At 64.2% G+C, this 23,790-nt stretch carries 14 protein-coding genes; 9 read left to right on the top strand and 5 right to left on the bottom strand.

Features of this window, described 5'->3' with window-relative positions; translation table 11 throughout:
- Positions 1-75 precede the first annotated feature (75 nt).
- From AAG591_RS09280 to AAG591_RS09255, 6 genes are all read left to right on the top strand, one after another.
- The gene (locus AAG591_RS09280) at positions 76-3,279 is read left to right on the top strand and encodes an autotransporter outer membrane beta-barrel domain-containing protein (protein WP_342530909.1); all 3,204 of its coding nucleotides are present in this window, start codon (positions 76-78) and stop codon (positions 3,277-3,279) included.
- 253 nt (positions 3,280-3,532) lie between these two features.
- Entirely contained in the window at positions 3,533-4,039 is a 507-nt protein-coding gene (locus tag AAG591_RS09275) for a 2Fe-2S iron-sulfur cluster-binding protein (protein ID WP_342530908.1), read from the top strand.
- Complete coding sequence (locus AAG591_RS09270; protein ID WP_342530907.1) at positions 4,036-5,022, top strand: FAD binding domain-containing protein; 987 nt, start codon at positions 4,036-4,038, stop codon at positions 5,020-5,022. The genes AAG591_RS09275 and AAG591_RS09270 overlap by 4 nt, the downstream gene beginning before the upstream one ends.
- Positions 5,019-7,208, top strand: a complete 2,190-nt coding sequence (locus AAG591_RS09265) for a xanthine dehydrogenase family protein molybdopterin-binding subunit (protein WP_342530906.1) — start codon at positions 5,019-5,021, stop codon at positions 7,206-7,208. The genes AAG591_RS09270 and AAG591_RS09265 overlap by 4 nt, the downstream gene beginning before the upstream one ends.
- Complete coding sequence (locus AAG591_RS09260; protein ID WP_342530905.1) at positions 7,208-8,059, top strand: XdhC family protein; 852 nt, start codon at positions 7,208-7,210, stop codon at positions 8,057-8,059. Before AAG591_RS09265 ends, AAG591_RS09260 begins: the two co-directional genes overlap by 1 nt.
- Positions 8,046-8,603 (top strand): nucleotidyltransferase family protein, encoded by a 558-nt coding sequence (locus AAG591_RS09255; RefSeq protein WP_342530903.1) that lies wholly within the window; start codon positions 8,046-8,048, stop codon positions 8,601-8,603. Before AAG591_RS09260 ends, AAG591_RS09255 begins: the two co-directional genes overlap by 14 nt.
- A gap of 23 nt (positions 8,604-8,626) precedes the next feature.
- On the opposite strand, the gene AAG591_RS09250 is transcribed toward AAG591_RS09255, so the two are convergent.
- From AAG591_RS09250 to AAG591_RS09240, 3 genes are read right to left on the bottom strand one after another with little or no spacing between them, the layout of a single operon-like run.
- On the bottom strand, positions 8,627-10,063 hold the full coding sequence (locus AAG591_RS09250) for an efflux transporter outer membrane subunit (protein ID WP_342530902.1): 1,437 nt from the start codon (positions 10,061-10,063) through the stop codon (positions 8,627-8,629).
- Positions 10,060-13,308, bottom strand: coding sequence for a multidrug efflux RND transporter permease subunit (locus tag AAG591_RS09245; RefSeq protein ID WP_342531251.1), 3,249 nt, complete (start codon positions 13,306-13,308; stop codon positions 10,060-10,062). Before AAG591_RS09245 ends, AAG591_RS09250 begins: the two co-directional genes overlap by 4 nt.
- A gap of 3 nt (positions 13,309-13,311) precedes the next feature.
- The gene (locus tag AAG591_RS09240) at positions 13,312-14,505 is read right to left on the bottom strand and encodes an efflux RND transporter periplasmic adaptor subunit (protein ID WP_342530901.1); all 1,194 of its coding nucleotides are present in this window, start codon (positions 14,503-14,505) and stop codon (positions 13,312-13,314) included.
- 94 nt (positions 14,506-14,599) lie between these two features.
- Between AAG591_RS09240 and AAG591_RS09235 the strand changes: the two genes are divergently transcribed.
- A complete protein-coding gene (locus AAG591_RS09235; RefSeq protein ID WP_342530900.1) occupies positions 14,600-15,238 on the top strand; it encodes a TetR/AcrR family transcriptional regulator in 639 nt (212 codons plus the stop codon).
- Positions 15,239-15,328: 90 nt separating this feature from the next.
- Here the strand turns inward: AAG591_RS09235 and AAG591_RS09230 are convergent, their stop codons facing one another.
- Entirely contained in the window at positions 15,329-15,580 is a 252-nt protein-coding gene (locus AAG591_RS09230) for a hypothetical protein (protein ID WP_342530899.1), read from the bottom strand.
- A 91-nt stretch (positions 15,581-15,671) separates the two neighbouring features.
- The gene (locus AAG591_RS09225; RefSeq protein WP_342530898.1) at positions 15,672-21,890 is read right to left on the bottom strand and encodes a hypothetical protein; all 6,219 of its coding nucleotides are present in this window, start codon (positions 21,888-21,890) and stop codon (positions 15,672-15,674) included.
- Between the two features lie 380 nt (positions 21,891-22,270).
- On the opposite strand from AAG591_RS09225, the gene AAG591_RS09220 reads away from it, so the two are divergent.
- Complete coding sequence (locus AAG591_RS09220; protein WP_342530896.1) at positions 22,271-23,362, top strand: helix-turn-helix transcriptional regulator; 1,092 nt, start codon at positions 22,271-22,273, stop codon at positions 23,360-23,362.
- Positions 23,363-23,473: 111 nt separating this feature from the next.
- Complete coding sequence (locus AAG591_RS09215) at positions 23,474-23,734, top strand: hypothetical protein (RefSeq protein WP_342530895.1); 261 nt, start codon at positions 23,474-23,476, stop codon at positions 23,732-23,734.
- Positions 23,735-23,790: the final 56 nt, after the last annotated feature.

The raw sequence follows: 23,790 nt of genomic DNA, 5'->3' as shown, positions 1-23,790 counted from the left end.
AACTTGCCGCAGCGCCAAGGTTGCGCCGCGCGGGCTCCGTCATGCGGGTCGATACGATCCGAGACGAGGACCCCAATGCGTACCACACTGCTAGCCTCTACCGCCCTTCTGGCGATTGCCGCCCCCGCCCATGCGGAGGACATCACCACCAAGCGGACGACCCCGGTCCAGACCTCCACGGTCAAGAACAACACCCCCGACTCGATCACCATCACATCGACCGGATCGGTCGTCGTGACCTCGGGCACGGCGGTGACGATGGACAGCAATCACAAGGTCGTGAACCAAGGCACCGTGACCATCGGCAATGCCAGCAATGCAACCGGCATTCTGGCGGTCTCCGGCACGAGCGGCGAGATCAACAACTCGGGCACGATCACCATCGACGAGCCCTACACCCCGACCGACACCGATAACGACGGCGATCTGGACGGGCCCTTCGCACTCGGTTCCAACCGCTTCGGCATTCGTACCGATGGCACGCACACCGGCGCGATCACCAACACCGGAACGATCACCGTCGAAGGCAATGATTCCGCGGGCATCTGGCTGGGCGGTACGCAGACCGGCAAGGTGCGCAACGACGGCACGATCAAGGTCGTCGGCGACCGCACCACCGGCCTCTACGCGCAGGCGGTGACCGGCGACGTGCGGGTTGCCGGATCGATCAGCGCGCAGGGCAAGGATGCGGTCGGCGTGCACTTCGCGGGCGACGTGACCGGTGCGATGGAGATCCAGGGCACCATCAGCTCGACCGGATATCGCTACACCACCGTGCCCAGCGACCCTTCCAAGCTCGACGCGGACGACCTGCTTCAGGGCGGCTCGGCCGTGCTGATCGAGGGCGATGTCACCGGCGGAATCGTGTTCGCGGTTCCCCCTGCGAACAACAACGCCAGCAATAACGACGAGGATGGCGACGGGATCGAGGATTCCAAGGAAGGCACCGCCAAGATTACCAGCTACGGGGCCGCACCCGCTGTGGTGATCGGCGCTGCCGGGCGCGATATCGCGATCGGCCCGGTCCAGAGCACCGCAGCGAAATTCGGTGTCCAGATCGACGGTACGATCGTCGGGGCCGGTCTCTACACGGGTGTCGACGCCAACGGCCTCGTCATCGGTGGACAGGGCGGCGCGGTGACCGTCGCCAACGGCATCGGCATTACTGGCGGGGTTGGCGCAACCTCCAGGGACGCAGACGCGACCGCGCTGCGCCTGGGCACCGGGGCAAGCGTACCCAAGCTCCAGAACGCGGGCGGTATCGAAGCCAAGAGCGGGGCGACAGCGAACTCTTCGGCCATTGCAGTCAAGGTCGATACCGGCGCGCAGCTCGGGACGATCGCGAATAGCGGCCTGATCAAGGCCACCGTCGGCGAAGGTGGAAGCGCGACCGCCATTCTCGACGCCAGCGGGACCGTTACCCTGATCGAGAACAGCGGCGGGATCGAAGCAAGCGGAGCGAAGGCCGATTCCGATCGGAACATGGCCATCGATCTTACGGCGAACACCACCGGTGCGACGGTCAAGCAAACGGTCGTGGCCTCCGGGAAGCCGGCCCCCTCGATCAAGGGCGACATCCGTTTCGGCACCGGCAGCGATACGCTCGAGCTGGCCGACGGCACCTTCGAGGGCGATGCCTTCTTCGGTGCGGGCAGCAATACCTACATGCTCTCCGGCGACGCCTGGCAGTATGGCAACGCTACCTTCGGGGCAGGCAACGACACGATGAGCCTGTCGGGAAGCTCGCTCTTCAGCGGAACCGTCGACTTCGGAGGGGGTGCCGACACGCTCTCCCTTGCCGGGACCGCCTATTTCACCGGCAAGCTCGTCAACTCGGGCTCGCTCGCCGTGAGTGTTACCGGCGGTGCGCTCGACCTTGCGTCGCCCACCTCGCTCGGCTCGTTGAACGTGGGGGCCAACGGCACGCTCATCGCCACGCTCGACAAGGCTGCCGGCGCAGGCTCGCTCTACGACGTTGCGGGGGCGGCCAGCTTTGCCGACGGAGCAAAACTGGGCATCAGGCTTGCCAATGTCGATGATGCGGAAGGTAGCTATCTGGTGGTCGAAGCCGGATCGCTGACCGGGGCTGGCGATCTCGAACTCGCCACCGGCGCAATGCCCTTCCTGTTCAAGGCAGACTTCGGCACGCCTGCCAATGCCAACCAGATCGTGATCGACATCGTGAAGCGAACGGCAACCGAGCTAGGCCTCAACCGTTCACAGACCTCCGCATACGACGCGATTTTCGCCGCGCTTGGGAATGACGACGATATCGAACAGGTCTTCCTCGGCATCAGTGACGGTGACGCCTTCCGCGCGACCGTCAGCCGGATGTTGCCCGATCATGCGGGCGGGACCTTCGAAGGGATCAGCCTCGGATCGCGCACCTTTGCCCGCCAGGTCGCCGATCCGCCAAGCCCCGTCTATTCCATCGGCGGTGTCGACATTATCCTCAGCTCGGCCCTGTGGAGCAGCGACAAGGATGCCGGTGAAACGGCAGCCTACGACCTCGGCGGTTTCGGCTTCTCCGCCGCTGGAGAAGTGGACACCAAGGTCGGCGCATTCGGCCTCTCGGCGACCTGGATGTGGAACGAGTACGACCAGCTGGGTGGCGACCAGAGCGCCAACTCGGACACCTACGAACTGGGTGCCTACTGGCGCGGTCATTGGGGCGGCTTCACCGCCTTTGGTCGCGGATCGATCGGCAAGGTGGATGCCGACGGCTGGCGCCTGTTCCGCTACACGCTCGACGGCAAGGACGTCGAGCGTCAGATACGCGGCGACTGGGGCGGCACGCTGATGACGGCCAGCGCGGGCATGGCTTACGAGATCGGCGGCAGTGGCGCCTTCTTCGCACGTCCCTCCGTCTCGGCCGACTACGTCAGCCTCGACGAGGATGGCTACACCGAAACAGGTGGGGACGAGGCGCTGGATCTGACCGTCGAGGATCGCAAGAGCGACGAGTTCGCAGTCAACGGCGGGATGACGGTTGGCATCAACTTCACCGGCAATGGTCCTCGCGACGAGAACTGGTTCCGCACCGAGGTCGAGGGTGGCTGGCGCGAGGTCGTTGGCGGGGAACTTGGCTCGACCACCGCAAGCTTCGAAGGCGGCACGCCCTTCACGCTCGATCCCGAACAGCGCAGCAACGGCTGGTTCGCGCGTCTGCGCGCTCTGGGCGGCAGCGACATGTTCGAGATGAGCGGTGAAGTCGGCGCCGAAGACCGCAACGACAAGACCGCACTTACCCTGCGCGGGTCGCTGCGGCTGGCCTTCTAGGCAGAAGTACCGAAAAGGCGAGACGGGCCTGCGACCCATTGCCGATCCCGCAATGTGTCGCGACCTCGGTCGATCCCGTACTCGTCGTTGCGCCGAAACCGCCCCCCGGTTTCGGCGCAACACACCGTCCGTCGGGAGTGCAAGCCCGTGAAGAGGGACGGCGACAGCGCCGCCCCCCGATCTCGTTCATAACCTTTGGTCGTTTTCGGACCCCTTGCCCTTCCGATGAGTTAGGCGGGGGAAGGAGGCGAACTTGGCCCAGACAATCTCCGTAAATGGTACGCCGCATAACGCGCCCGAAGATCCCCGCGTCACCCTGCTCGATTTCCTGCGTCAGGACGTGGGCCTGACCGGAACCAAGAAGGGCTGCGACCACGGGCAGTGCGGGGCCTGCACGGTCATCGTCAACGGCGTGCGGATCAACAGCTGCCTGACGCTGGCCGCGATGCACGATGGCGACGAAGTCACCACGATCGAAGGGCTGGGTACACCGGATGAGCCGTCCGCGCTTCAGAATGCCTTCGTCGAACATGATGGCTATCAGTGCGGCTACTGTACGCCGGGACAAATCTGCTCGGCAACCGCAATGCTCTCCGAAATCGCCAATGGCTGGCCCAGCGATGCGAGCGAGGACCTAGAAAGCGGCATCGAGATTTCGGGAGAGGAAATCCGCGAGCGGATGAGCGGCAACCTGTGCCGCTGCGGCGCCTACGCCAACATCGTCGCGGCCATTCGCGATGTGGCGGAGCAGAGCGCATGAGGCCGTTCTCCTACGCCCGCGCCCGCACCCTGAACGATGCCGCGCAGACCGTCGCGGACGATGGAACCATGGCCATCGCTGGAGGCACCAACCTTCTCGACCTGATGAAATTGCAGGTCGAAACGCCGAGCCAGCTCGCCGACATCAATCGCATCGGTTTTGCCGAGATCGAAGATACCGACGATGGCGGGCTATCCATCGGGGCGCTTGCCACCAATACGGAGACGGCCGTTCACCCGAGAGTGCGGGCCGATTATCCCGTGCTGTCGCGCGCCATTCTGGCGGGCGCGACGCAGCAGCTGCGCAACAAGGCGACCAATGGCGGCAACCTGTGCCAGCGGACCCGGTGCTATTACTTCATGAACATCGACCAGCCTTGCAACAAGCGCGAACCGGGCAGTGGCTGCGGCGCGATCGACGGCATTGCCAAACTCCACGCCGTTCTCGGCACGAGCGATCAGTGCATCGCCACCTATCCGGGCGACATGGCGGTGGCGCTTTCTGCGCTCGATGCGCAGGTCCAGATCGCTACTTCTGATGGCGATAGCCGGACGGTGCCCGTGCGCGATTTCCACTGCCTTCCCGGCGACACGCCCTGGCGCGAGAATGTGCTCGAAGCCGGCGAGATCATTACCGCGATCACCCTCCCCGCCCCGGTCGGTGGAACGCAGCTCTATCGCAAGGTGCGCGAACGATCCTCCTATGCTTTTGCGCTGGTTTCGGTCGCTGCCATCGTCGAAATCGAAGACGGCAGGTTTTCCCGCGCCGATCTCGCGTTCGGAGGCGTGGCGCACAAGCCCTGGCACGATCCACGCATCGCAGAGGCGCTGATCGGCAAGGCCCCCTCCCCCGAACTTTTCGATAAGGCTGCCGACATATTGCTCGAAGATGCGCAGGGCTTCGGGGAGAACGATTTCAAGATTCCGCTGGCGCGGCGCACGCTCCACGCCGTCCTCGAACAGGCAACGGAGGCCGCGGCATGACTGTGCATTGCAAACAGGACAAGCCGGACGAGGCCAACCGTCTCGACCAGATGAAGCAGGGCGTGATTGGCAAGCCCCTCCCCCGCGTCGAGGGTCTCGCGAAAGTCACCGGGACGGCGACTTATGCCGCCGAATATCCGGCCGATAATTGCGCGCAAGGCGTGCTCGTCACCTCCACCATCACCCGCGGCAAGGTGACCTCGATCGACAAGGACGCCGCGCTCGCCATGCCGGGTGTGATCGCGGTGATCGACGATCAAAGGCTCACCACGCGCGCAGCGCAGGGCACAGCCGACGAAGCACCGCAGCAGCAGCCCAAGACCGTCTGCTACTGGGGGCAACCGATCGCGCTGGTTGTTGCGGAAACCTTCGAACAGGCGCGCGATGCGGCCAAGCATCTGACGGTCGATTATCACGTGGAGGAAGGCGTTCCGCTCGATCCCGACGCGGTCGAACCTGAAGAGCAGGAGGACGAGACCGTCCATCAGGGCGATCTGGCCCACGCGATGAGCGAAGCCGCTCATTCGGTCGATGTGACCTACACCACCCGTGGCCACGCCTCCGCTGCGATGGAGCCCCACGCCGCCATCGCGCAGTGGGATGGCGACAAGCTGACCGTCTACGCATCGCTCCAGATGCTCAACTACAACATCAGCGAACTGGCCGACGCGCTCGATATGGAGGAGGACGATATCCGCCTCGTCTCGCGCTTCGTCGGCGGCGGGTTCGGATCGAAACTCGGCATCAGCGAGGAGGCTGTGGCCGCCGCGCTGGCGGCGAAGGAGCTTGGCCGCCCCGTCCGGGTCGTGATGTCGCGCCAGCAGGTGTTCCAGTGCATCATGCGCCGGTCGGAAACCACGCAGCGCCTGCGGCTTTGCACCGACGCGAACGGCACGCTGACCGGGTTCGGCCACGAAGCGCTCGTCTCCAACCTGCCTGGCGAGGAGTTTGCCGAGCCAGTCCTGCAATCCTCGCACTTCCTCTACGGCGGGGAAAACCGCGAACTGATGCTGAAGGTCGCACGCATTCACCGGATGACCGCCGGTTCGGTCCGTGCGCCGGGCGAGGCCGTCGGCATGCCGGCGCTCGAAGCGGCGATGGATGTGCTGGCCGAAGAGGCAGGGATCGGCCCTGTCGAACTGCGCCTGAAGAATATCCCCGAGAAGAACCCGGAGGAAGGCCTGCCCTTCTCGTCCCACAAACTGGCCGAATGCCTCCAGCAGGGCGCGGAAGCGTTCGGCTGGGACCATGGTCCGCGCAAACCGCGCCAGACCCGCGAGGGCGAGTGGTGGGTCGGCACGGGCATGGCCAGTGCGGCCCGCGTCCACAATGTCTCCGAGGCAAAGGCGCGCGTCACGCTGAAGGCTGACGGAACCGCAGTGGTCGAGACCGACATGACCGACATCGGCACGGGCACCTACACGATCCTCGCACAGCTTGCGGGCGAGATGCTGGGGCTGTCTCCCGATCATGTGCTGGTCGACCTTGGCGATACGCAGCACCCGCGTGGACCGGGTTCGGGCGGAAGCTGGGGCGCGGCATCCATCGGCTCCGCCGTCTATGTCGCATGCACCGCGATCCGCGAGGAACTGGCATCGCGCCTTGGTGTCGAAGAGCCGGACCTGAACCTGTCCGACGGCAAGGCAGCATCGGGCAAAAGCATCGCAGACATCCTCGACGGCAAGGATCTTGCGCGCGAAGGGCATTACGAGCCCGGCGAGATCGCGGATGATTACACGGCCTCGGGCTTCGGCGCATTTTTCGCGCAGGTGCGCGTCAATCGTTTCACCGGGGAAACCCGCGTAGATCGTATGCTCGGTGCATTCGGGTTCGGGCGAGTGCTCAACCACACAACCGCCCGCTCGCAGTGCCTCGGCGGGATCACGTGGAGCATCGGTGTCGCGCTGACCGAAGCGCTCGAATTCGACCCGCGCGACGGCCATCTGGTCAATCCCGACCTCGCCGAATACCACGTGCCCGTGCACCGCGACGTGCCCGATCTCGACGTGATCATGGTGGAGGAGCGCGATCCTGCTGCCAGCCCGATCCAGGCCAAGGGCATTGGGGAACTCGGCATGTGCGGCGGCGCGGCGGCAATTGCCAACGCGATCTACAACGCGAGCGGCGCACGTGTGTTCGACTTCCCGATGACGCCCGACCGTGTGCTCGCGGCCATGCCGGACTGATGCTCGCCGAGCTGGCCCAAGACCTGGTACCGGGGGAGGACCACGAAGCCCTCCTCGCGGCCTGTGAGGCGGGCGTCGGCCTGTGTACCATCGTCGGCATCGACGGCAGCTTTTCGCGCCGACTTGGCGCGCAACTGGCGGTGTTGCCCGACGGGAGCACGCGCGGCAGCCTCGCCGATGGGTGTCTCGAAGCGCAACTGGCGGCGGATATTCGCAGCCTCGAGCACCCTACGATCATCCGCTACGGGCGCGGCTCGCCCAAGATCGACTTTCGCCTGCCGTGTGGCGGGGGGCTGGACATCCTGCTCGATCCCGAGCCCGACCGGACCGCCTGCCGCCGCGCGACGAAAGCACTGGCGGATCGCGAACCAGCGAAACTGCCGCTCCCCGACATTTCGCCCGTGCCAGAGCGTCGCTACATCCCCGCGCTCAGGATTGCGGCCCTTGGCGAAGGGCCCGAACTCGCCGCGCTGGAGGCACTCGCAGCTGCTGTGCGCATCGATCTGGTATCCTACAGCAAGGACAGCCTGACGCTGGGACAGCCAGCGAAAGCCTGCCAGCCAGACCGCTGGACGGCGGCGCTGCTGCTGTTTCACGATCACGAATGGGAACTGCCGCTGCTCGAACAGGCGCTTGCCAGCGACGCCTTTTACATTGGTGCGCAGGGTGGCGAGAACGCGCGAATTCAGCGCACGCTCGCGCTGGCAGAGCGCGGCATAGCGGAAGAGCAGATCGCGCGCATCCGCAGCCCCATCGGGCTCATCCCCTCGTGCAAGACCCCGCAAACGCTTGCCCTCTCGGCCCTCGCCGAGATCGTCGGACACTACGAGCGGCTGCATGCCACTGCTTGATCCGGCCATCGCGCTGATCCTGCTCGCCGCGGGCCGCAGCGAACGGTTCGGAAGTGACAAGCTGACAGCTTTATTTCGCGGCAGGCCGCTCTGGGAATGGGCCGCCGCAGCAGCGGAGAACGCAGGGTTCGAAAGTCTGTACCTCGTGATCGGGGGGCATTCCGGCATTAGCGGTCGCGACGGATGGGAGGTCGTGATGAACAATAATGCAGAGCGTGGCCTCGGCACATCGATCTCTGTCGGGGTCGGCGCTGCCAGCCATCACGAGCGCGTCGTGATTGCGCTCGCGGACATGCCGCTGATGAAACCGTCGCACCTGCGTCTTCTGGGCCAGGAAAGCGGAGCGATTTTCACTTGCCAGCCGGACGGCACCGCGGGAAACCCCGCTGCGTTCGGGCACGAACACTTCCCGCAACTGCGCACCCTCGACGGTGACCGGGGCGCGCGCAGTCTTTCGCTCGATAACACGCTGGTGATCGCACCCCCGACCAGCGACATGCTGATCGATATCGATACGCCTTCCGACCTGGCTGCCCGGCAATAAGCCCGTGGCAGCAAGACCGAACTCTAGCGGTCGTCGCCCCCACCCAGCGCCACGAACAGCGTCGCGCGGTTCTGCAGCCATGCGCGCTCGGTCGCGAGCAATTGCTGGCGTGCGCTGAACAGGTTGCGTTCGGCGTCCAGCACTTCGAGATAGTCCGCCACGCCCTCGCGATACCGCAGGCGGGCAAGGCGGGCGATCCGCTCCTGCGACTCTACCGCGCGCTCCAGCGTCTCGACCTGCTCGGCAAGATACCGTCGCCCGGCGAGCGCGTCCGACACTTCGCGGAAGGCGGTCTGCACCGTCTTGTCGTAATTCGCGACCTGCTCCACCTCGAGCGCCTTCGCCAGATCGAGGTCGGCCTCGCGCCCGCCCCAGTCGAAAATCGGCAGCGAGATGCTCGGCCCGAAGCTCCAGCCAAGGCCATCGGACGAGAACAGGCCGTCTAGACTATTCGAAGAGAAACCGGCGTTCCCGGTGAGCGAGATCGTGGGGAAGAACGCCGCCCGCGCCGCGCCGATATTGGCCCGCGCCGCACGCAGCTGTTCTTCGGCAGCGATGATGTCGGGCCGTACCAGCAGCAGGTCGGACGGCAGCCCGGCGGCAAGACGACGCTTGTCGCCCTGTTCCGCCAGCGTGCGGCCTTCGGGCAATCCCTCGGGCACGGTCCCGCCGACGAGTACGCCAAGCTGGTTGCGCAACTGCGCCAGCGACAGCTTCTCGTTCGCCAGCTGCTGCTCTGCCTGAGTCAGCAGCGTTTCCGCCTGACGATAGGGCAATGCCGAGGTCACCCCGGCATCGAGCCTGAGCTTGGCGATCCGCAGTCCTTCACGGCGGCTCTGTGCGGTGGCTTCGGCCAGCGCGATCTGCTCCTCGGTCTCGACGATTTCGTAATAGGTCGTCGCGGTATCGGCGATCAGCGACAGGTAGAATGCCCGCTGCGCCGCGACGGTGGCAAGGTACTGCGCGCGCGCCTGCTCGCTCAAACTCGCGATGCGGCCCCAGAAGTCGAGTTCGAAGGCGCTGACGCCCACGCCGACTTCGAACCGGTTGGAGGTTATCGAAGCCGGTGCCCCCTCGACATCGCCTGCGTTGAGCGCCGGATTGGCACCCAGCGGCTGGCGCGAACGGGTCGCGCTGCCATTGGCAACCACCCTCGGCAGGCGGCGGCTGTCCTGAATGCGGTAGCGTGCACGCGCCTGCTCGATCCGGGCCGTCGCGGCGAGGAGGTCGCGGTTGTTCTCCAGCGCGGTGCCGATCAGGCCGACCAGTCGGGGATCGGTGAACCACTCGCGATAGGAAAGCTCCGACGCGACCACCTCCCCATCGGGGCGATATTCCGGCTCGAACTGCGGTGCGGTCGCCGCCTCCGGGCGGACATGTTCGGGCGCCATGCTCGCGCAGCCTGCCAGCGCAGTGGACGATAGCGCGAGAGCGACAAGGGTTCTTACGGGACGGTTCATCGCGCGGGCTCCCCTTCGCTATCGGATGCGTTCGGCTGGGCAGTGGGTTCGTCCAGATGCCCGGCTGCGTGCGGCTGCTTGCGGCTGATGTTCCGCCGGACCAGCAGGTAAAGCATCGGGATCAGGAAGATGCCCAGCACGGTCGCGGCGATCATGCCGCCCATCACGCCGGTGCCCACCGCAATGCGGCTGGCGGCACCCGCGCCGCTTGCCAGCACCAGCGGGACCATGCCCATGGTGAAGGCGAGCGAGGTCATGATGATCGGGCGCAGGCGCAGGCGTGCGGCAGCCTTGACCGCATCGATCCGGCGCAACCCGCGTTGCTCCTCCTCGATCGCGAATTCGACGATCAGGATGGCGTTCTTCGCGGCAAGGCCGATGATGGTGATCATCCCGACGTTGAAATAGACGTCAGCCGAGAGACCGCGGAGCATCGAGAACAGCACCGCGCCCAGCACGCCCATCGGCACGATCAGCAGCACGGCGAGCGGCACTGCCCAGCTCTCGTACAGCGCAGCCAGCACCAGGAACACGACCACCACCGACAGGCCCAGCAGCAAGCCGATCTGTCCGCCTGCCTGCTTCTCCTCGTAGGAAATGCCGGTCCATTCGTAGCCGATGCCCTGCGGCAGCTGCGATGCGAGCTGTTCCATCTCCTTGAGCGCCGCGCCCGAAGACTTGCCCGGTGCCGCCATGCCGGAAAGCGTCATGGCCGGATAACCATTGTAGCGCGCGAGGCTGGCCGGCGATGCCGACCAGTCCGCGCTGGCGAAGGCGCTGAAAGGCACCAGTTCGCCATCCACATTGGGAATGCGCAGCGCCAGCACGTCGTCGGGCGTCATGCGATAGGGTGCATCCGCCTGCACGAGGACTTGCAGCACGCGCCCATCGCGGTTGAAGTCGTTGGCGTAGGCTGACCCGAAAGTGATCGAAAGCGCCGCGTTCACATCGCTGAGCGAGAGGCCCAGCGCACGTGCCTGCACGCGATCGATTTCTATCTCGACCTCCGGGCTCGGCCCCTGGTCCTCGGGCCGCAGGTTCGCGATCGTCGCGCTTTGCGACGCCATGCCGAGCAGCTGGTCGCGCGCAGCGGTGAGAGCCTCGCGGCCCAGCCCGCCACGGTCTTCCAGCTTGAGCGTGAAGCCGCTCGCCTGCCCCAGCGACTGGATCGCCGGCGGCTGGATCACGAAGGCGAGCGCTCCGTCGATCTGGCTGAACCTGGCTGTGGCATCCGCCAGCATCTCGCCTGCGCTGCTGCCCTTGCCCGTGCGTTCCCCCCAAGGTTTGAAGGATGCGAACATGATCGCATTGTTCTGGCCCTGTCCGAAGAAGCTGAAGCCGCGGACCACGACGAGATCGTCGACCTCTTCACGGCCCATCCAGTAGTCGCTGATCGGCTTGAGCGACTCCTCGGTGCGTTCGCGCGTAGCGCCCGGAGGCGCCTGAATGGCGGTGATCAGGTATCCCTGATCCTCCGTCGGCAGGAAGGCGGTGGGTAAGCGGAAGAAGAGGAGGACGGTGACCAGCGCCAGCGTTACGAATACCGCGAAGGCACGCCACGGGCGCGACAGAATGCGGTCGTTGGCGCGCCCGTATTTGTCCCGCGTGCGCGAGAACCAGCGGTTGAACCCGGCGAAGAAGCGCGCAGACCTGTTGCGCACCCGCGCCACACGACCCCGCCAGCCGGGCTGCGCCTCGGCCTCTTCGTCCACCTCGATCTCGGCTGCGTCGTCGTGGCCCTTTTCGATGGGCTTCAGGAACGTGGCACACAGCGCGGGCGTCAGCGACAGCGCAAGGAACGCGGAGAAGAAGATCGCGATCGCAAGCGTGACCGAGAACTGGCGATAGATTCCCCCCGTCGAACCGGGGAAGAACGCCATCGGCACGAACACGGCGATCAGAACCAGCGTGATCCCGATGATTGCACCGCTGATCTGCGCCATCGCCTTGCGCGTTGCCTGCACCGGCGGCAGGCCTTCTTCGCGCATGATCCGCTCGACATTCTCGATCACCACGATCGCGTCGTCGACAAGGATGCCGATCGCCAGCACCATCCCGAAAAGGGAAAGCACGTTGATCGAGAATCCGAACAGCCACAGGCCCAGACACGCGCCAGCAAGAGCAATCGGCACGACCAGTGTCGGGATCAGCGTTGCCCGCCAGTTCTGCAGGAACAGGAACATGACCAGGAAGACGAGGACCATCGCCTCGACCAGCGTCTTCACCACTTCCTCGACCGATGCTTCGACGAAGGGGGTGGTGTCGTAAGGGATCGACCAGGTCACATCGCCCGGCAGAGTGCCCTGGATTTCTTCCATCCGCTCTTTCACGCCCTCGGCGGCGGCAAGCGCATTGGCTCCGGTCGCAAGCTGGACCGCCATCCCTGCCATCGGCTGGCCATTAAGAGACGTCGACGTAGCGTAGCTTTGTGCGCCGATCTCGACCCGGGCGACCTCGCCAAGACGCACCACCGCCGCTCCGTTGCTAGCGCGCAGGATGATGTTCTCGAATTCCTCGGGCGTAGTGAAGCGGCCTTCGGTGGAAATCGTCGCGGTAATCTCTTGCTCGCCAGCGACAGGCTGCGCGCCGATCGAGCCACCCGCGGTCTGCGCGTTCTGTTCACGGATCGCGGCGAGGACTGCGCTGGGTGAAAGGTTGTAGGAAGCAAGCGCGTCGGGATCGAGCCAGATGCGCATCGCGTATTGCGAACCGAACAGCTGAACGTCGCCTACGCCCGGAACGCGGCGTAGCTCGTCCACGACCTGCGTCGATGCAATATTGCCGAGATCGGTCGTATCATATGCGCCGCTCTCGGAGGTCAGCGCGACGATCAACAGGAAGCCCGCATTGGCCTGTCGAACGGTAATCCCCTGTCGGCGAACCTCCTCGGGCAGGCGCGCTTCGACGGTGCTCAGCCGGTTCTGGACCTCGGTCTGCGCGATATCGATGTCGGTCCCGGCTTCGAAAGTCAGCGTAATGCTCGCCGTACCGTTCGATAGGCTGGACGAGGACATGTAGAGAAAGCCCTCGACCCCGTTGAGCTGCTGCTCGATGACCTGGGTGACATTCTCTTCCAGCGTCTCCGCGTCGGCGCCCGGATAGACCACATTGATGGCCAGCGATGGCGGGGCGACTTCGGGATATTGTTCGATCGGGAGCGCCCGCAGAGCCATGAAACCTGCGAGCAGGATGCCAAGCGAAACGACCCAGGCGAAAATCGGCCTGTCGATGAAAAAGCGTGGCATCATTTACTCGGCTCCGCCGGTGCGTGCGGTCTGCTTGGCGGCGGGCTTCGTGGCTGCGGGCTTCTGGCCAGCCGGTTTCTGACCTGTCGGAGCATTGGCGATCTGCACCGGGGCACCGGGGCGGATTTTCTGCAGATTGCTGACGATGACCTTGTCACCCGGCTTCAAACCGCTTTCGACGATCCAGTTGCCGTCCACCATGGCGCCCAGCTTGATCGGGCGCATGGCAGCATGGCCCTGCTTGTCGACGACGTAGACCGTGCCGCCTTCCTTGGTCAGCGAGACGGCGCGCTGCGGCACGGTAAGCCCGTTCTGCACCTGCCCGGCATAGATTTGCGCGCGGACGAATTCGCCCGGCAGCAGCAGCCGATCCGGATTGGGAAATTCCGCGCGAAGCTCGACCGTGCCGGTCTGCTGGTCGACCGAGAATGCGAGGAAATCGATATAGCCGGGGATCGGGTATTCTGTGCCGTCCGAGAAGCTCAGCCGCACCTCGATCTGGTCGTTATCGTCGAGGTCCACGTCGCCGGCAGCGATCGCGCGGCGCAGCTTCAGCACCTCGCTCGCGGCCTGCGCAAAGCTGACATAGACGGGCGAAATCTGTTCGATTGTCGTCATCAAGGTGCCCTCGCCCTGGCTGACGAGCGCGCCTTCGGTCACCTGCGCCCGGCCCGCGCGCCCCGAAATCGGAGCACGTACGGTGGTGTAACCGAGCTGGAGTGACGATGCCTGGAGCTGGGCACGAATTTGCGCGACGTTGGCTTCGGCCTCACGCGCAGCGGCGAGCGCGGCATCGTATTCCTGGCCGCTGATGGCGTTTTCTTCCACCAGCGGGCGATAGCGGTCGACCACGGCGCGGGCATTCGCGGCAGTCGCCCTGGCACGGGTCAGCGCGGCCTGCGTCTGCGCGTAGCTGGCGCGCAATTCGCGTGGGTCGATACGGAACAGGGGCTGCCCCGCCCGCACGTCGGTTCCTTCCTCGTACAACCGCTGCTGCACGATGCCGGTCACCCGCGCGCGGACCTCGGCGGTGCGCACCGGCTCGACCCTGCCGGGCAGTTCGATGACGTTGGGTACCGCCTGGCGGGCGACGGTCACGGTTTTTACCGGCACGGCCTGGGGTGCCGGAGGCTCTTCACCGGACGAACACGCAGTGAGCAGAAGGCAGGCAGCCAGGCCCGCAAGGATGGACTTCATGGGAGAAGCTTTCAGTCAGCTATTGTGCAGGTGCGAAGGTGTAATAGCGATTACACCCTTGCCCCGCAACCCGTAATGCTAGAGATTCGCAAATATGACTGACGTGCCCGAATTCTGCCGCCTCGATCGTCGCAAGAGGGCGATCATCGACGCTGCTCGGAGCCTTTTTGTAGAGCAAGGCTACGAGCGCACGACGTTGGGCGAGATTGTTGAGCGCGCAGGAGGCTCCCTGGCAACCGTCTACAAGGTGTTCGGGAGCAAGGACGGACTGCTGGAAGCCGTTGTTTTCGAAAAGGCTGCTTCGGGTGATCTCATCATCCAGCATGCCTTTGCCCAAGGCGGCACCCCCAGCGAAGTGCTCCATCGCGTCGCGCAAGGTTTGCGTACGCATTTTCTCGACCCCGAAGTGGTCGCGCTGGTGAGGATCGTGATTGCGCGCAGCGTAGAGGACGTCGACTTTGCGCGAAGCTTCTTCGAATGCACCGCGAAGCGCGATCACGCTTCACTTAAAACGCTATTCGATTACTGGGCGGGTCTCGGCATCCCGATGAAGGGTTCGCCCGACCTGCTGACCGACATGTTCCTCGACCTGTTTTTCAGCGACGTTCACACCGATGCAATCAGCCACGGTGCCGGACTGGACCATTCCCCCGAACGCCTGCGCGCACGGATCGACTTCTTCATCAGGGGGGCGGGCCTGGAGGCCGCGCAGCTCCAGCACGCGGGTTCCTGACGCATGCATAGGGGAGCAACCCTCGAAGACGCTCCCCACCCGCCAGGCCCCAGCGAGGATTCCCTCGCCGGGGCCGTCATCGGGAATTCCTCAGGCGGAAAGCCCGCTCGATTCCGGCCCTTCCATCGCGACCGGAAGATTGATCTGCGGGCGACGCTCTGCTTTCCGCTCGGCCGGACGTGACACCGTGATGCTCGCATTATGCGGCTGGTGCATGGCCGGAACGATCCCGGCGGCGGGCGCCGGTGTCGTGGGACGCTGCGTCGGAGCGCGATCCTGCAATGCCCCGGCCTCTTCGGCGAGCATCGCGAAGCGAGGATCCGTGCGGACGAGCAGGCCCATTTGATCAAGAATTGGCGGCGCTTGCCCCGGACAAGCAAAAGCGGCCGCCGGATAGCCCCGGCGACCGCTTTTCTTGTCCACTAAAGGATCGTCAGAAGGCGATCTGGACGGTGATCTGGCCCGAGTGATCCTGCCACTCGCTGCCGATATGGCCCGCATAGCCGGCACTGGCGGTCACGGGACCATCGCCCAGTTCCAGTCCCAGCAGCACCTCTGCGGCGTCCTTCTCGATCATCGGGCCGAAGGTGGTGAAGCTGGACGAGCCCGCGAAGGCGAAGCTGTTCGCGCTGTCGCGATCGCCCCATGCATGCCGCCAGCTGGCCGAAGCCATCGGACGTACCTTCGCGCCAACGCCTTCCAGCTTAAACCCGATCGAACCGTAGGTGACATCGCGCTCGGTGGCACCGGTGGTCAGCGCCAGCGCGCCTCCGGTTTCGCTGAACCCGTCGACCTCGGTACGCACGTAGCTCAGCCCCGCCGTAGGCCCAACCGCGAGCGATCCGCCGATCGGGAACAGCAGATCGACCTGTCCATAGGCCATCAGGCTGGTCGCATCGTAAGTCGCCATCAGGCTGTTATCGATCACCCCGAGTGCCGCGCGGCGCTGGGTATCGACGTCGTGCCACGTGTAGCTTGCGCCGATCTTCGCCGAGAGGCCCTTGCCGTTATCGAAGCCGGCCTGGCCGATGAGGAAGGTCGAGGTCGCATCCGCAGTGCCGTTCTGTTCGAAACTGTCGTCGGTCACGCCGCCGCCAATGCGGGCCTCGAAGCCGCCGCCGCCAATGCCGAGCCCGCCCATCAAGCCGACGGTCCGGGTCTTGAGATCGGTCGTGTTCGAGGTTGCATCGGCATTCCCCAGGCTGCCGATCATCGAACCCCAGCCGAACGCGCCGTTTGCCCGAGCGGACGGTGCCTGCAGCATCTGACGACGCAGGGTCTGGTTGGTTTCAACCAGGGCCGAGGACACGGCCGGGTGCAGCTCGCCCGTCGCAGACTGGAAGCCGGTCTGGGCGCCGGTGTCGGTCAGCAGGAGAACTTCCTCGAACACCGTATTGCCGACGCCGAGAGATTCGAGCGCAGCCGCAACGTTTCTCTGGTTCACGTTCACGCCCACCGCAGCAAAGTCGATATCGTTGCGTGCAAGCGTGAGCGTGACGTCGGTGCCGGAGTAGCTGAGCGACGGGGTCAGGAAGGCAAGATTGCTGGTGACGGACCCGAAGGTGCCGTTCAGCCCGCCAGCCGCGCTCAGGATCGTGTAGTCGGTGCTTCCGCCATAGCGGCCGTTCGCCGCCAGAACGCTGACCGTCGCACCGCCGAGCGTGGCGGTGCCGGTCATATTCGCCCGGTCGTTCTGACCCGCTGCATTGACTTCGACTTCGTAGACGGACGTGGCATCGAGTACGAGATTGCCTGCGACCGTGATGGTGTCGATCGAGTTGCCCGGAGCGAAAGTGCCGCCGTTGACGGTCACCGGTCCCAGCGTCCCGTTGCCGCCCAGCGTGCCGCCCGAGTTGACCACGAAAGTGGCGTTGGAATAGTTGCCGTTTACCGACAGCGTGCCGCCTGAAACCGACGCCTCACCCACATAATCCGGCGAGTTCCCTTGCAACTTCAGATCGCCCGTACCGGTCTTGGTGAAGGTCCCGGTGCCCTGCAGCGAGCCGGTGAAGGTGGTGTCGCCATTCTGGGCAACCGTAACCGAAGTGGTGCCCAGGACCAGCGTACCGCCGCTGCCGGTCAGTCCGGCAAGGGTGGCACTGCCACCCGAGACCTGGCTGAGGTCGAAGGTTGCCCCGCTCGACAGGTCGATGGTGGCTTCGGGATCGATGGTGCCCGACAGGCCGATTACACCGTTGAGGACGGTGGTAGTGCCGGTGAAGCCGTAGGCGCCGCCGAAATACAGCGTCCCTTCTCCATCCTTCACCAGCGAGCCCGAGCCGTTGAAATCGCCCAGCATTTCGTAATCGTCGCTGCGATTGAACACGAAGGTGCCGTTGTTGGTCAGGTTTCCGGTGTAGTCGCCGTCGGTCCCGCCGGTCCCCAGCTGGAACGTGCCTTCGCCGGAGGTCGTGATGTCGCCATCGTACTCTGTGGTGAGCAGCAGCGTGCCGTTCTCCACGAAGGTTCCGCCGGTGTACTGGAGGCCGGTCGCATCGTCGACCAGCAGGGTCGCGGGACCCGAGAGCACGACCGAACCGGCGCCGGAGATCATCAGTCCGGTAAGTTCGCCAGCTTCGGTATCGCTGGTCAGATCAAGATTGAGCGTACCGTCGAGTTCGACCACGGGCGCCGCTACCGCAAGGTATCCATCGACTTGTGCGACGATAAGTTCGGCTCCCTCTTCGATTTCGATGAAATCGTAGAGCGAGTTGCCCGTTTCCGCACGCCACGTCCCGGTGTCTACGTTCAGGCCCTCGACGTTAACGGACGCAGCCACCTGGCCGACCGCACCGTCTTCCGCTTCATCGTTGAAGTCGAGCGTCAGGCGGTCTTCCCCCTCGCCCAGATCGACCACGCCGTTGACGACCGAACGTTCGGTCAGTTCGAGCGTGTCCGAACCGGCGCCGGTATAGACGGCATACCCGCTCGTGCCGGTAATGGTGCCGTCGTTCAGCATGTAGACGTTGGCGAATAGACCGCTCTGCGTCGGGTTGGAGTAGACCGCCGCGCTGCCAGAGATCGAACCCTCGTTGCGAATATATACGGTGTCGGAATACTCTGGCGAACTGTTCGTGATTGCGATTGCCGCGCGCGCCGCCGTGATGCTGCCGCCTTCCGAAACGGTGATATCTGACGTTTGGGCGAAGCTCGTCACGCCGATGCCGGTTGTCGAACTGAGCGACCCGTTGACGGTCATCGTGGCAGTCCCGCCAACACTGCGCAGGTTGACGGCATTGCCGCCGATCGACACGTCGCCGTCGATGGTCAGATCGACATTGGATGCCGATGCGTAAATACCGACAGACGTCTCGCTGGTGGCGGTAATGTCATCCACCCGCACCACTGCGGAGCCGCCATTATTGGCTATGGCGTAAAGAGCTGCGCTATCATTGCCGGACATTTCGATCGTCTGGCTGTCGATGTTGACCGTACCGCCTGGCGCATTGCTCAATCCGTAGACTGCAACCCCATTCTCCCCGGAAGTCCGGGCGAGGGCGCTGTTAATCGAGACATTTTTGCCGATACCGACGACGGCGCTGCCACCAAAACCGGCAGACGACGCGTCCTGGCTGGTGATGATTACGTCGCCGCTGTTGGATTGCGCAAAGACCGCATCGGCGGTGTAATTGCCGAAGATACCTTCCGCGGTGAGTGTCGTGGTGCCCGCATCCACCGTGATGTTGCCCGAACCGCTGCGGGCAACAACGCCGGAACCGCTCATGCCGTTGGAGATCAGCGTGTCGCTGGTCACCGTGACGTCGCCGCTCCCGCCGAGGATGAAGATGCCTGAAGAATCGGCAGCCTCGTAGGTAAGCGAGCCCGAGGTGACGTCGATCGGTCCATCGCTCTGCGCGTAGATGCCGAAGCGGTGGTCGCCCGACACCGTCGCTTCGGCGCTGTCGATCATGATCGCTCCGTCGGTGATCGCGACGATGCCACCCTGACCCTTGCGGAAACCGGTGGTTTCATCTGCGCCCGGGTCCGCGCCTTCTCCGGAAAGAACGACCGAGTTGGATGTGATCGAGATGTCGCCAGTGGCAGTGGCATAGATAGCGCTGCCGGTTCCTGCAGAAGCGGCTGCGGTGCCAGCGTTATCGATTGTCACTCCGCTCTGGCCTGCAGCCAGGAGGCCGTGATCCACACCCGTGCTGGTCGTGCCCTCAGCGGTCGTGATGTTGGCCACGTCGCCTCTCGCATAGACAGCGTAGCTCAGCCGGCCGTTGTTGTAGTTCCCGCCTGCAGAGATGTCGCCCTGCACGTCGACACTGGCGACATTGGTCGCATCGGCGAGCACGCCGAAGCGACCGGCAGTGATCGCCCCGGTTGTGATGGTCACATCCCCGTCGAAGGTCGATCCGATCACGCCCGAACCGTTGAGACCGGCAACTGCCGTGCCTGAATTGATCGTGATGTCGCCGGCATCGCTGCCACCGTAGATTCCCGAACCCAGGTCCGAAACGACCTCTGCGCTGGTGATCGTGACGTCGCCGGAACGGGTGCCGGCATACAGCGCCTGCGAAAGTTCGCCGTGCGAGATGGTGGTCTCCGCAGTGATCGAGATATCGCTTGCCGAAAGAGCCACGATGCCACTGGCAGCGAACCCGTAAACTTCGCTCAGCCCGCTATCGATCGTGATGGCACCACCGGTGTTGGCAAAGATACCTTCGGCGAACAGTTCAGCCTCCACATTGCCGCCGCCCTCTGCGGTGTTGATCAGGCTTTCGCTCGTAATCGAAACGTCGCCGGACTGGCTGATCGCCTCGATACCCTTCGCCGAAACGCCGTCGTTGACGATCGAACCACTTTCGATCGTGATCGCACCGCTATCGGTCTGCGCCCGGATGGTCGAGAATTCGTCCGCCTCGTGGGTGATCGTTCCGCTGGTGACGGAGATACTGCCCTCACCAATGGTGTCGGCCGCGATACCGTAGCGTTGCTGACCGCCAACTTCGATGCTGTTCGAAGCGATCGAAATGTCGCCCCCCATCAGGCTGGCCGCGTTGATGCCGCCGGACTTGAACTGGCCCGAAGGCGCAGTAGCCCCTTCGACCGTGACGATGTTGGAGACGATCGTGACATCGTCACGGGCGGTGACGCCGATCCCGCTCTCGGTATTGCCGAGCCCGACAACGGTGCCATCGTTGGTGACGCTGGCGCTGCCGCCGAGGGCTCCGCCCGCAATCACCGACGTCCCGTTTCCGGTTATGGTCGTATCGGCTGCGGTGGTCACCGTGAAGCCGCCCTGGCTGGATATGCTGATCGCGTTGCCAGACGTTCCGGTGACGTCACCGGTGGTATTGATGGCAATGTCTGCGCCGTTGGGCGTTTCCGCGCGGATGCCCCGGGCACCAGTTACGGTGCCTGCGTTGATCGTGACGGCCGTAGCGCCCGACTCGGCCGTGCTCCGGCCCAGAACGGCGAAGGAGTTGCCCGTTTGGGTCACATCGCCTGCATCGATGTTCAAAATGCCGCCGCCGATCACATAAAGCGCAACAGCGTCGTTTTGCGCCGTAATCAGACCATTGTTCGTAACAGTCGCGTCGTTGCCCGCCTGGACGTTCACGGCGGACAGGTAGGTTCCGTTATTATCGGCACTGTTGGGCGCGGTGCTGGACACCGTCGTACCATCCCCGATGGTAAGGTCGACGTTCAGGCCCCGCAGGTCGATCGCGGTGGTGTTGGTCGACGAGATGTCGCCCGTAGTCACCAGTTTGACGGTCCCCTCGGCCGAGTTGCCATAGATACCGACGCCGCCGACGTTCACCTCACCCGAGGCAATGTCGACCCCGTTGCGTCCACGGGCGAAGATGCCGAGCACTCCGGTTCCCGCACCTGTGATCGTCCCGCTCTCTACCGTCGCCACGCCATTGTCTGCGATCGAGTCGATCCCGGCGCCGCGGACGCCAGTCATTTCGATCGAGCCGCTGATGACCAGTGCGTCGCCGTTATTGCTGCCAGCATACAGCACGACGCCCTGGTCCCCGCTGGTCGAGGCCGATCCGCTTTCGACCCGTGCGCCCTCACCGCCGATCGCGACGGCGACGGAACCATAGAGGGCGTCCGTGTGGCCCTCGTCGATCGATACATCCGCCATGCCGCCTGTGACGGCAACAAGACCGTCACCAGTCGAACCGCCAAAATCTCCTAGGTTGGTTCCGGCAAGGTTGACGCTTTCGGCTGAGAGGGAGATGTTACCTGTTTCGCTTTGTGCGATCACGCCAGCCGTGAAATCCCCAGCCAGATCGATCGTGCCGACATCGACATCGATGTCTCCCGACCCGCTTTGCGCGCGAACGGCGAAAACTTGTCCCGTCCCGGTCGAAGTGATCGAACCGAAGGTCGCGTCGATGGCCCCACCCGAGGTTTCAAGCGAAATGATATCGAGCGTATTATCGGGATCCGTCGAAGTCGCAGTCGTCGAATCCACATTGGCGGTGATGCCGCCCTCGTTGCTCTTGAGGACCAGCGCCTCGGGCGAGCCTTCCAGCGTCTCCGCAGTGTAATCGATGGCTTCGTCCTGGTCGATTACGACCGGCTCTGCGGCGAATGCAGAGGACGCGAAAGTGAGGGACATCGCCGTGGAGACCAGAAACCCCTTACGGAGGCTGGTGTGTACCGTCACGGACGAAACAATTTTGCTGCTCGACATGAAGACTTTCCCTGACTTGTGCGGAAATACGGAACGAAATTAATCACTTAAGATCGCGCACATCGGCTCTCGGGCCGGCGCACGGGTAAATATCTGCTATTTCTCATTTAGGTTCGCTGGGCCCGATGGGCGACTACAACGCCCAGAGGCGTTGGGCAGCGGCCCAACGCAAGACAACACTACTTCGCAAGCTACGCCACCTCGAAAAGTGTACGCGCTCGCAAGTCCTCTCTTGGGCAACTGATCATCCCCCCAGAATCACTGGAATTTTTTTATTGAGCCACCCCAAGTGGCACAACCCCCATTTGGGGTAGGTTTTCAGGTCTGGACATTTTTTTCTGGCCAACGCACTTCACACCCACAACAGGGGGGATTTGACAGTGCCGACAAAGGCAATCGACGAAGCGTTACATCTGATTTCGCGAGCTGCGTTCGGGCTCGCCGCCTGGGATGAAGCGATGGCATCGTTCGCTGCGGCGACGGGCAGCCGGACCGGGCAGCTTATCGGGATCGGGACGCCCTCTGGCATCCAGTACAACGTCATGACCGAGACGGACCCGGCGGCCTTGGCCACGTTCGTCGAGGTTGGCGGGGCCGATCCGCACATCAATTCGCGGATGCGGGTGGGTCTATTCGCGCCCGAGATGGTCGCCTTCGACGACCGTTCCCTGACGCCCGACCTCGATGCCTCGCGTTCACCGGATTTCGGCGCATGGATCACGGACAACCGGATGGGCTATTGCAAGCTCATCAATATCCGCAAGGACGAGAACCTGATCATCGGTGCCGGCGTCATACGCGATCCGGCGCAAGGCGAAATGTCGCGCGAACAGGAGAAGACCTTCGACCTACTCGCGCGCGCCCTCCGCAATGCAGTAGATTTGCAGCTCTCACTCGAAGGCGACCAGATCCAGCTGGTTGCGCAGAGCTTCGAAAGTCTCGCCAAGCCGATCTTCATCTGCAATGTCGGTGGGCAAATCGTGGCAATGTCTCCGCAGGCAGAGGCGATGCTCGCCGAGGGACACTGGCTGACAGTCCGGCATAACCGGCTTCTGCCTGCCTACGCGAAGGACGCCGGCCAATTCGAAAGCGCGTTCCAGCGCGCGGTCGATCCGCTGGGATCGGGCAGCAGCGTCGTCATTCACGATGCTGGCGGTGCGCCGATGCATGTCCTGCTTCGGCCCCTCCCTGTCACCGAGCGTCTGCGACTGACGCGTGCGGTCATCGTCGTGCCAAGCGTGGTGAGCGACCAGACCGAGCGGCTCGCCACGATCGCGCAGCAGGTGTTTGCCCTGACCAACACCGAAAGCCGGATCGCGGCGCTGATCGCGCACGGCCAGTCGCCGAACGCCATCGCCAAGGCAACCGGCATCGCGCCCAGCACCGTGCGTTCACACCTCAAGCGCATCTTCGCGAAAACCGGCGTTCATGGGCAGGTTGAGCTTGGTTCGCTGCTAAACAGCCTGCGCTAGGCGGCGCCATCCGGCAGGGTGGTCTCCGCCCCGCGGATGATCGGCCGGCGAAGGCTAACGCAAAGAACTGCCGGGCTTTGCACGCAACCCCTGGCGAGCTACTGCAATTTCATGGAAATGCAGGACCTCTTGCTGCGCTATTTCGGTACCGTGGATCTGGCAGAGGTGGGGCCCGGTGCATTGCCGGCTGGCATCGATCGAATGCTGGTCGACCTTGGTCTGGAGCGCGATCGGGCTCGGCGCTTCGCGCTGTGGACGCTGCTTTACATGCTGGACTCGGCCCCCGATCTCGATGTCGCGTTCGAAGATCCAGCCGACAGGGATGCTGCCCGCAACATGATGGACATGATCGCTGCCGCAGAACCCGATTGAAGGGCGCAGGTAGCGAAGCGCCTGATTGCTCTGCGAACGAGCCCGGCTTTCCCGGC

The organism is Citromicrobium bathyomarinum, assembly GCF_038594485.1.
In the GTDB taxonomy this organism is placed as follows: Bacteria; Pseudomonadota; Alphaproteobacteria; order Sphingomonadales; family Sphingomonadaceae; genus Alteriqipengyuania; species Alteriqipengyuania bathyomarina_A.
Note: the sequence above shows the minus strand (reverse complement) of the source record. Positions and strands in the feature narration are given on the sequence as shown.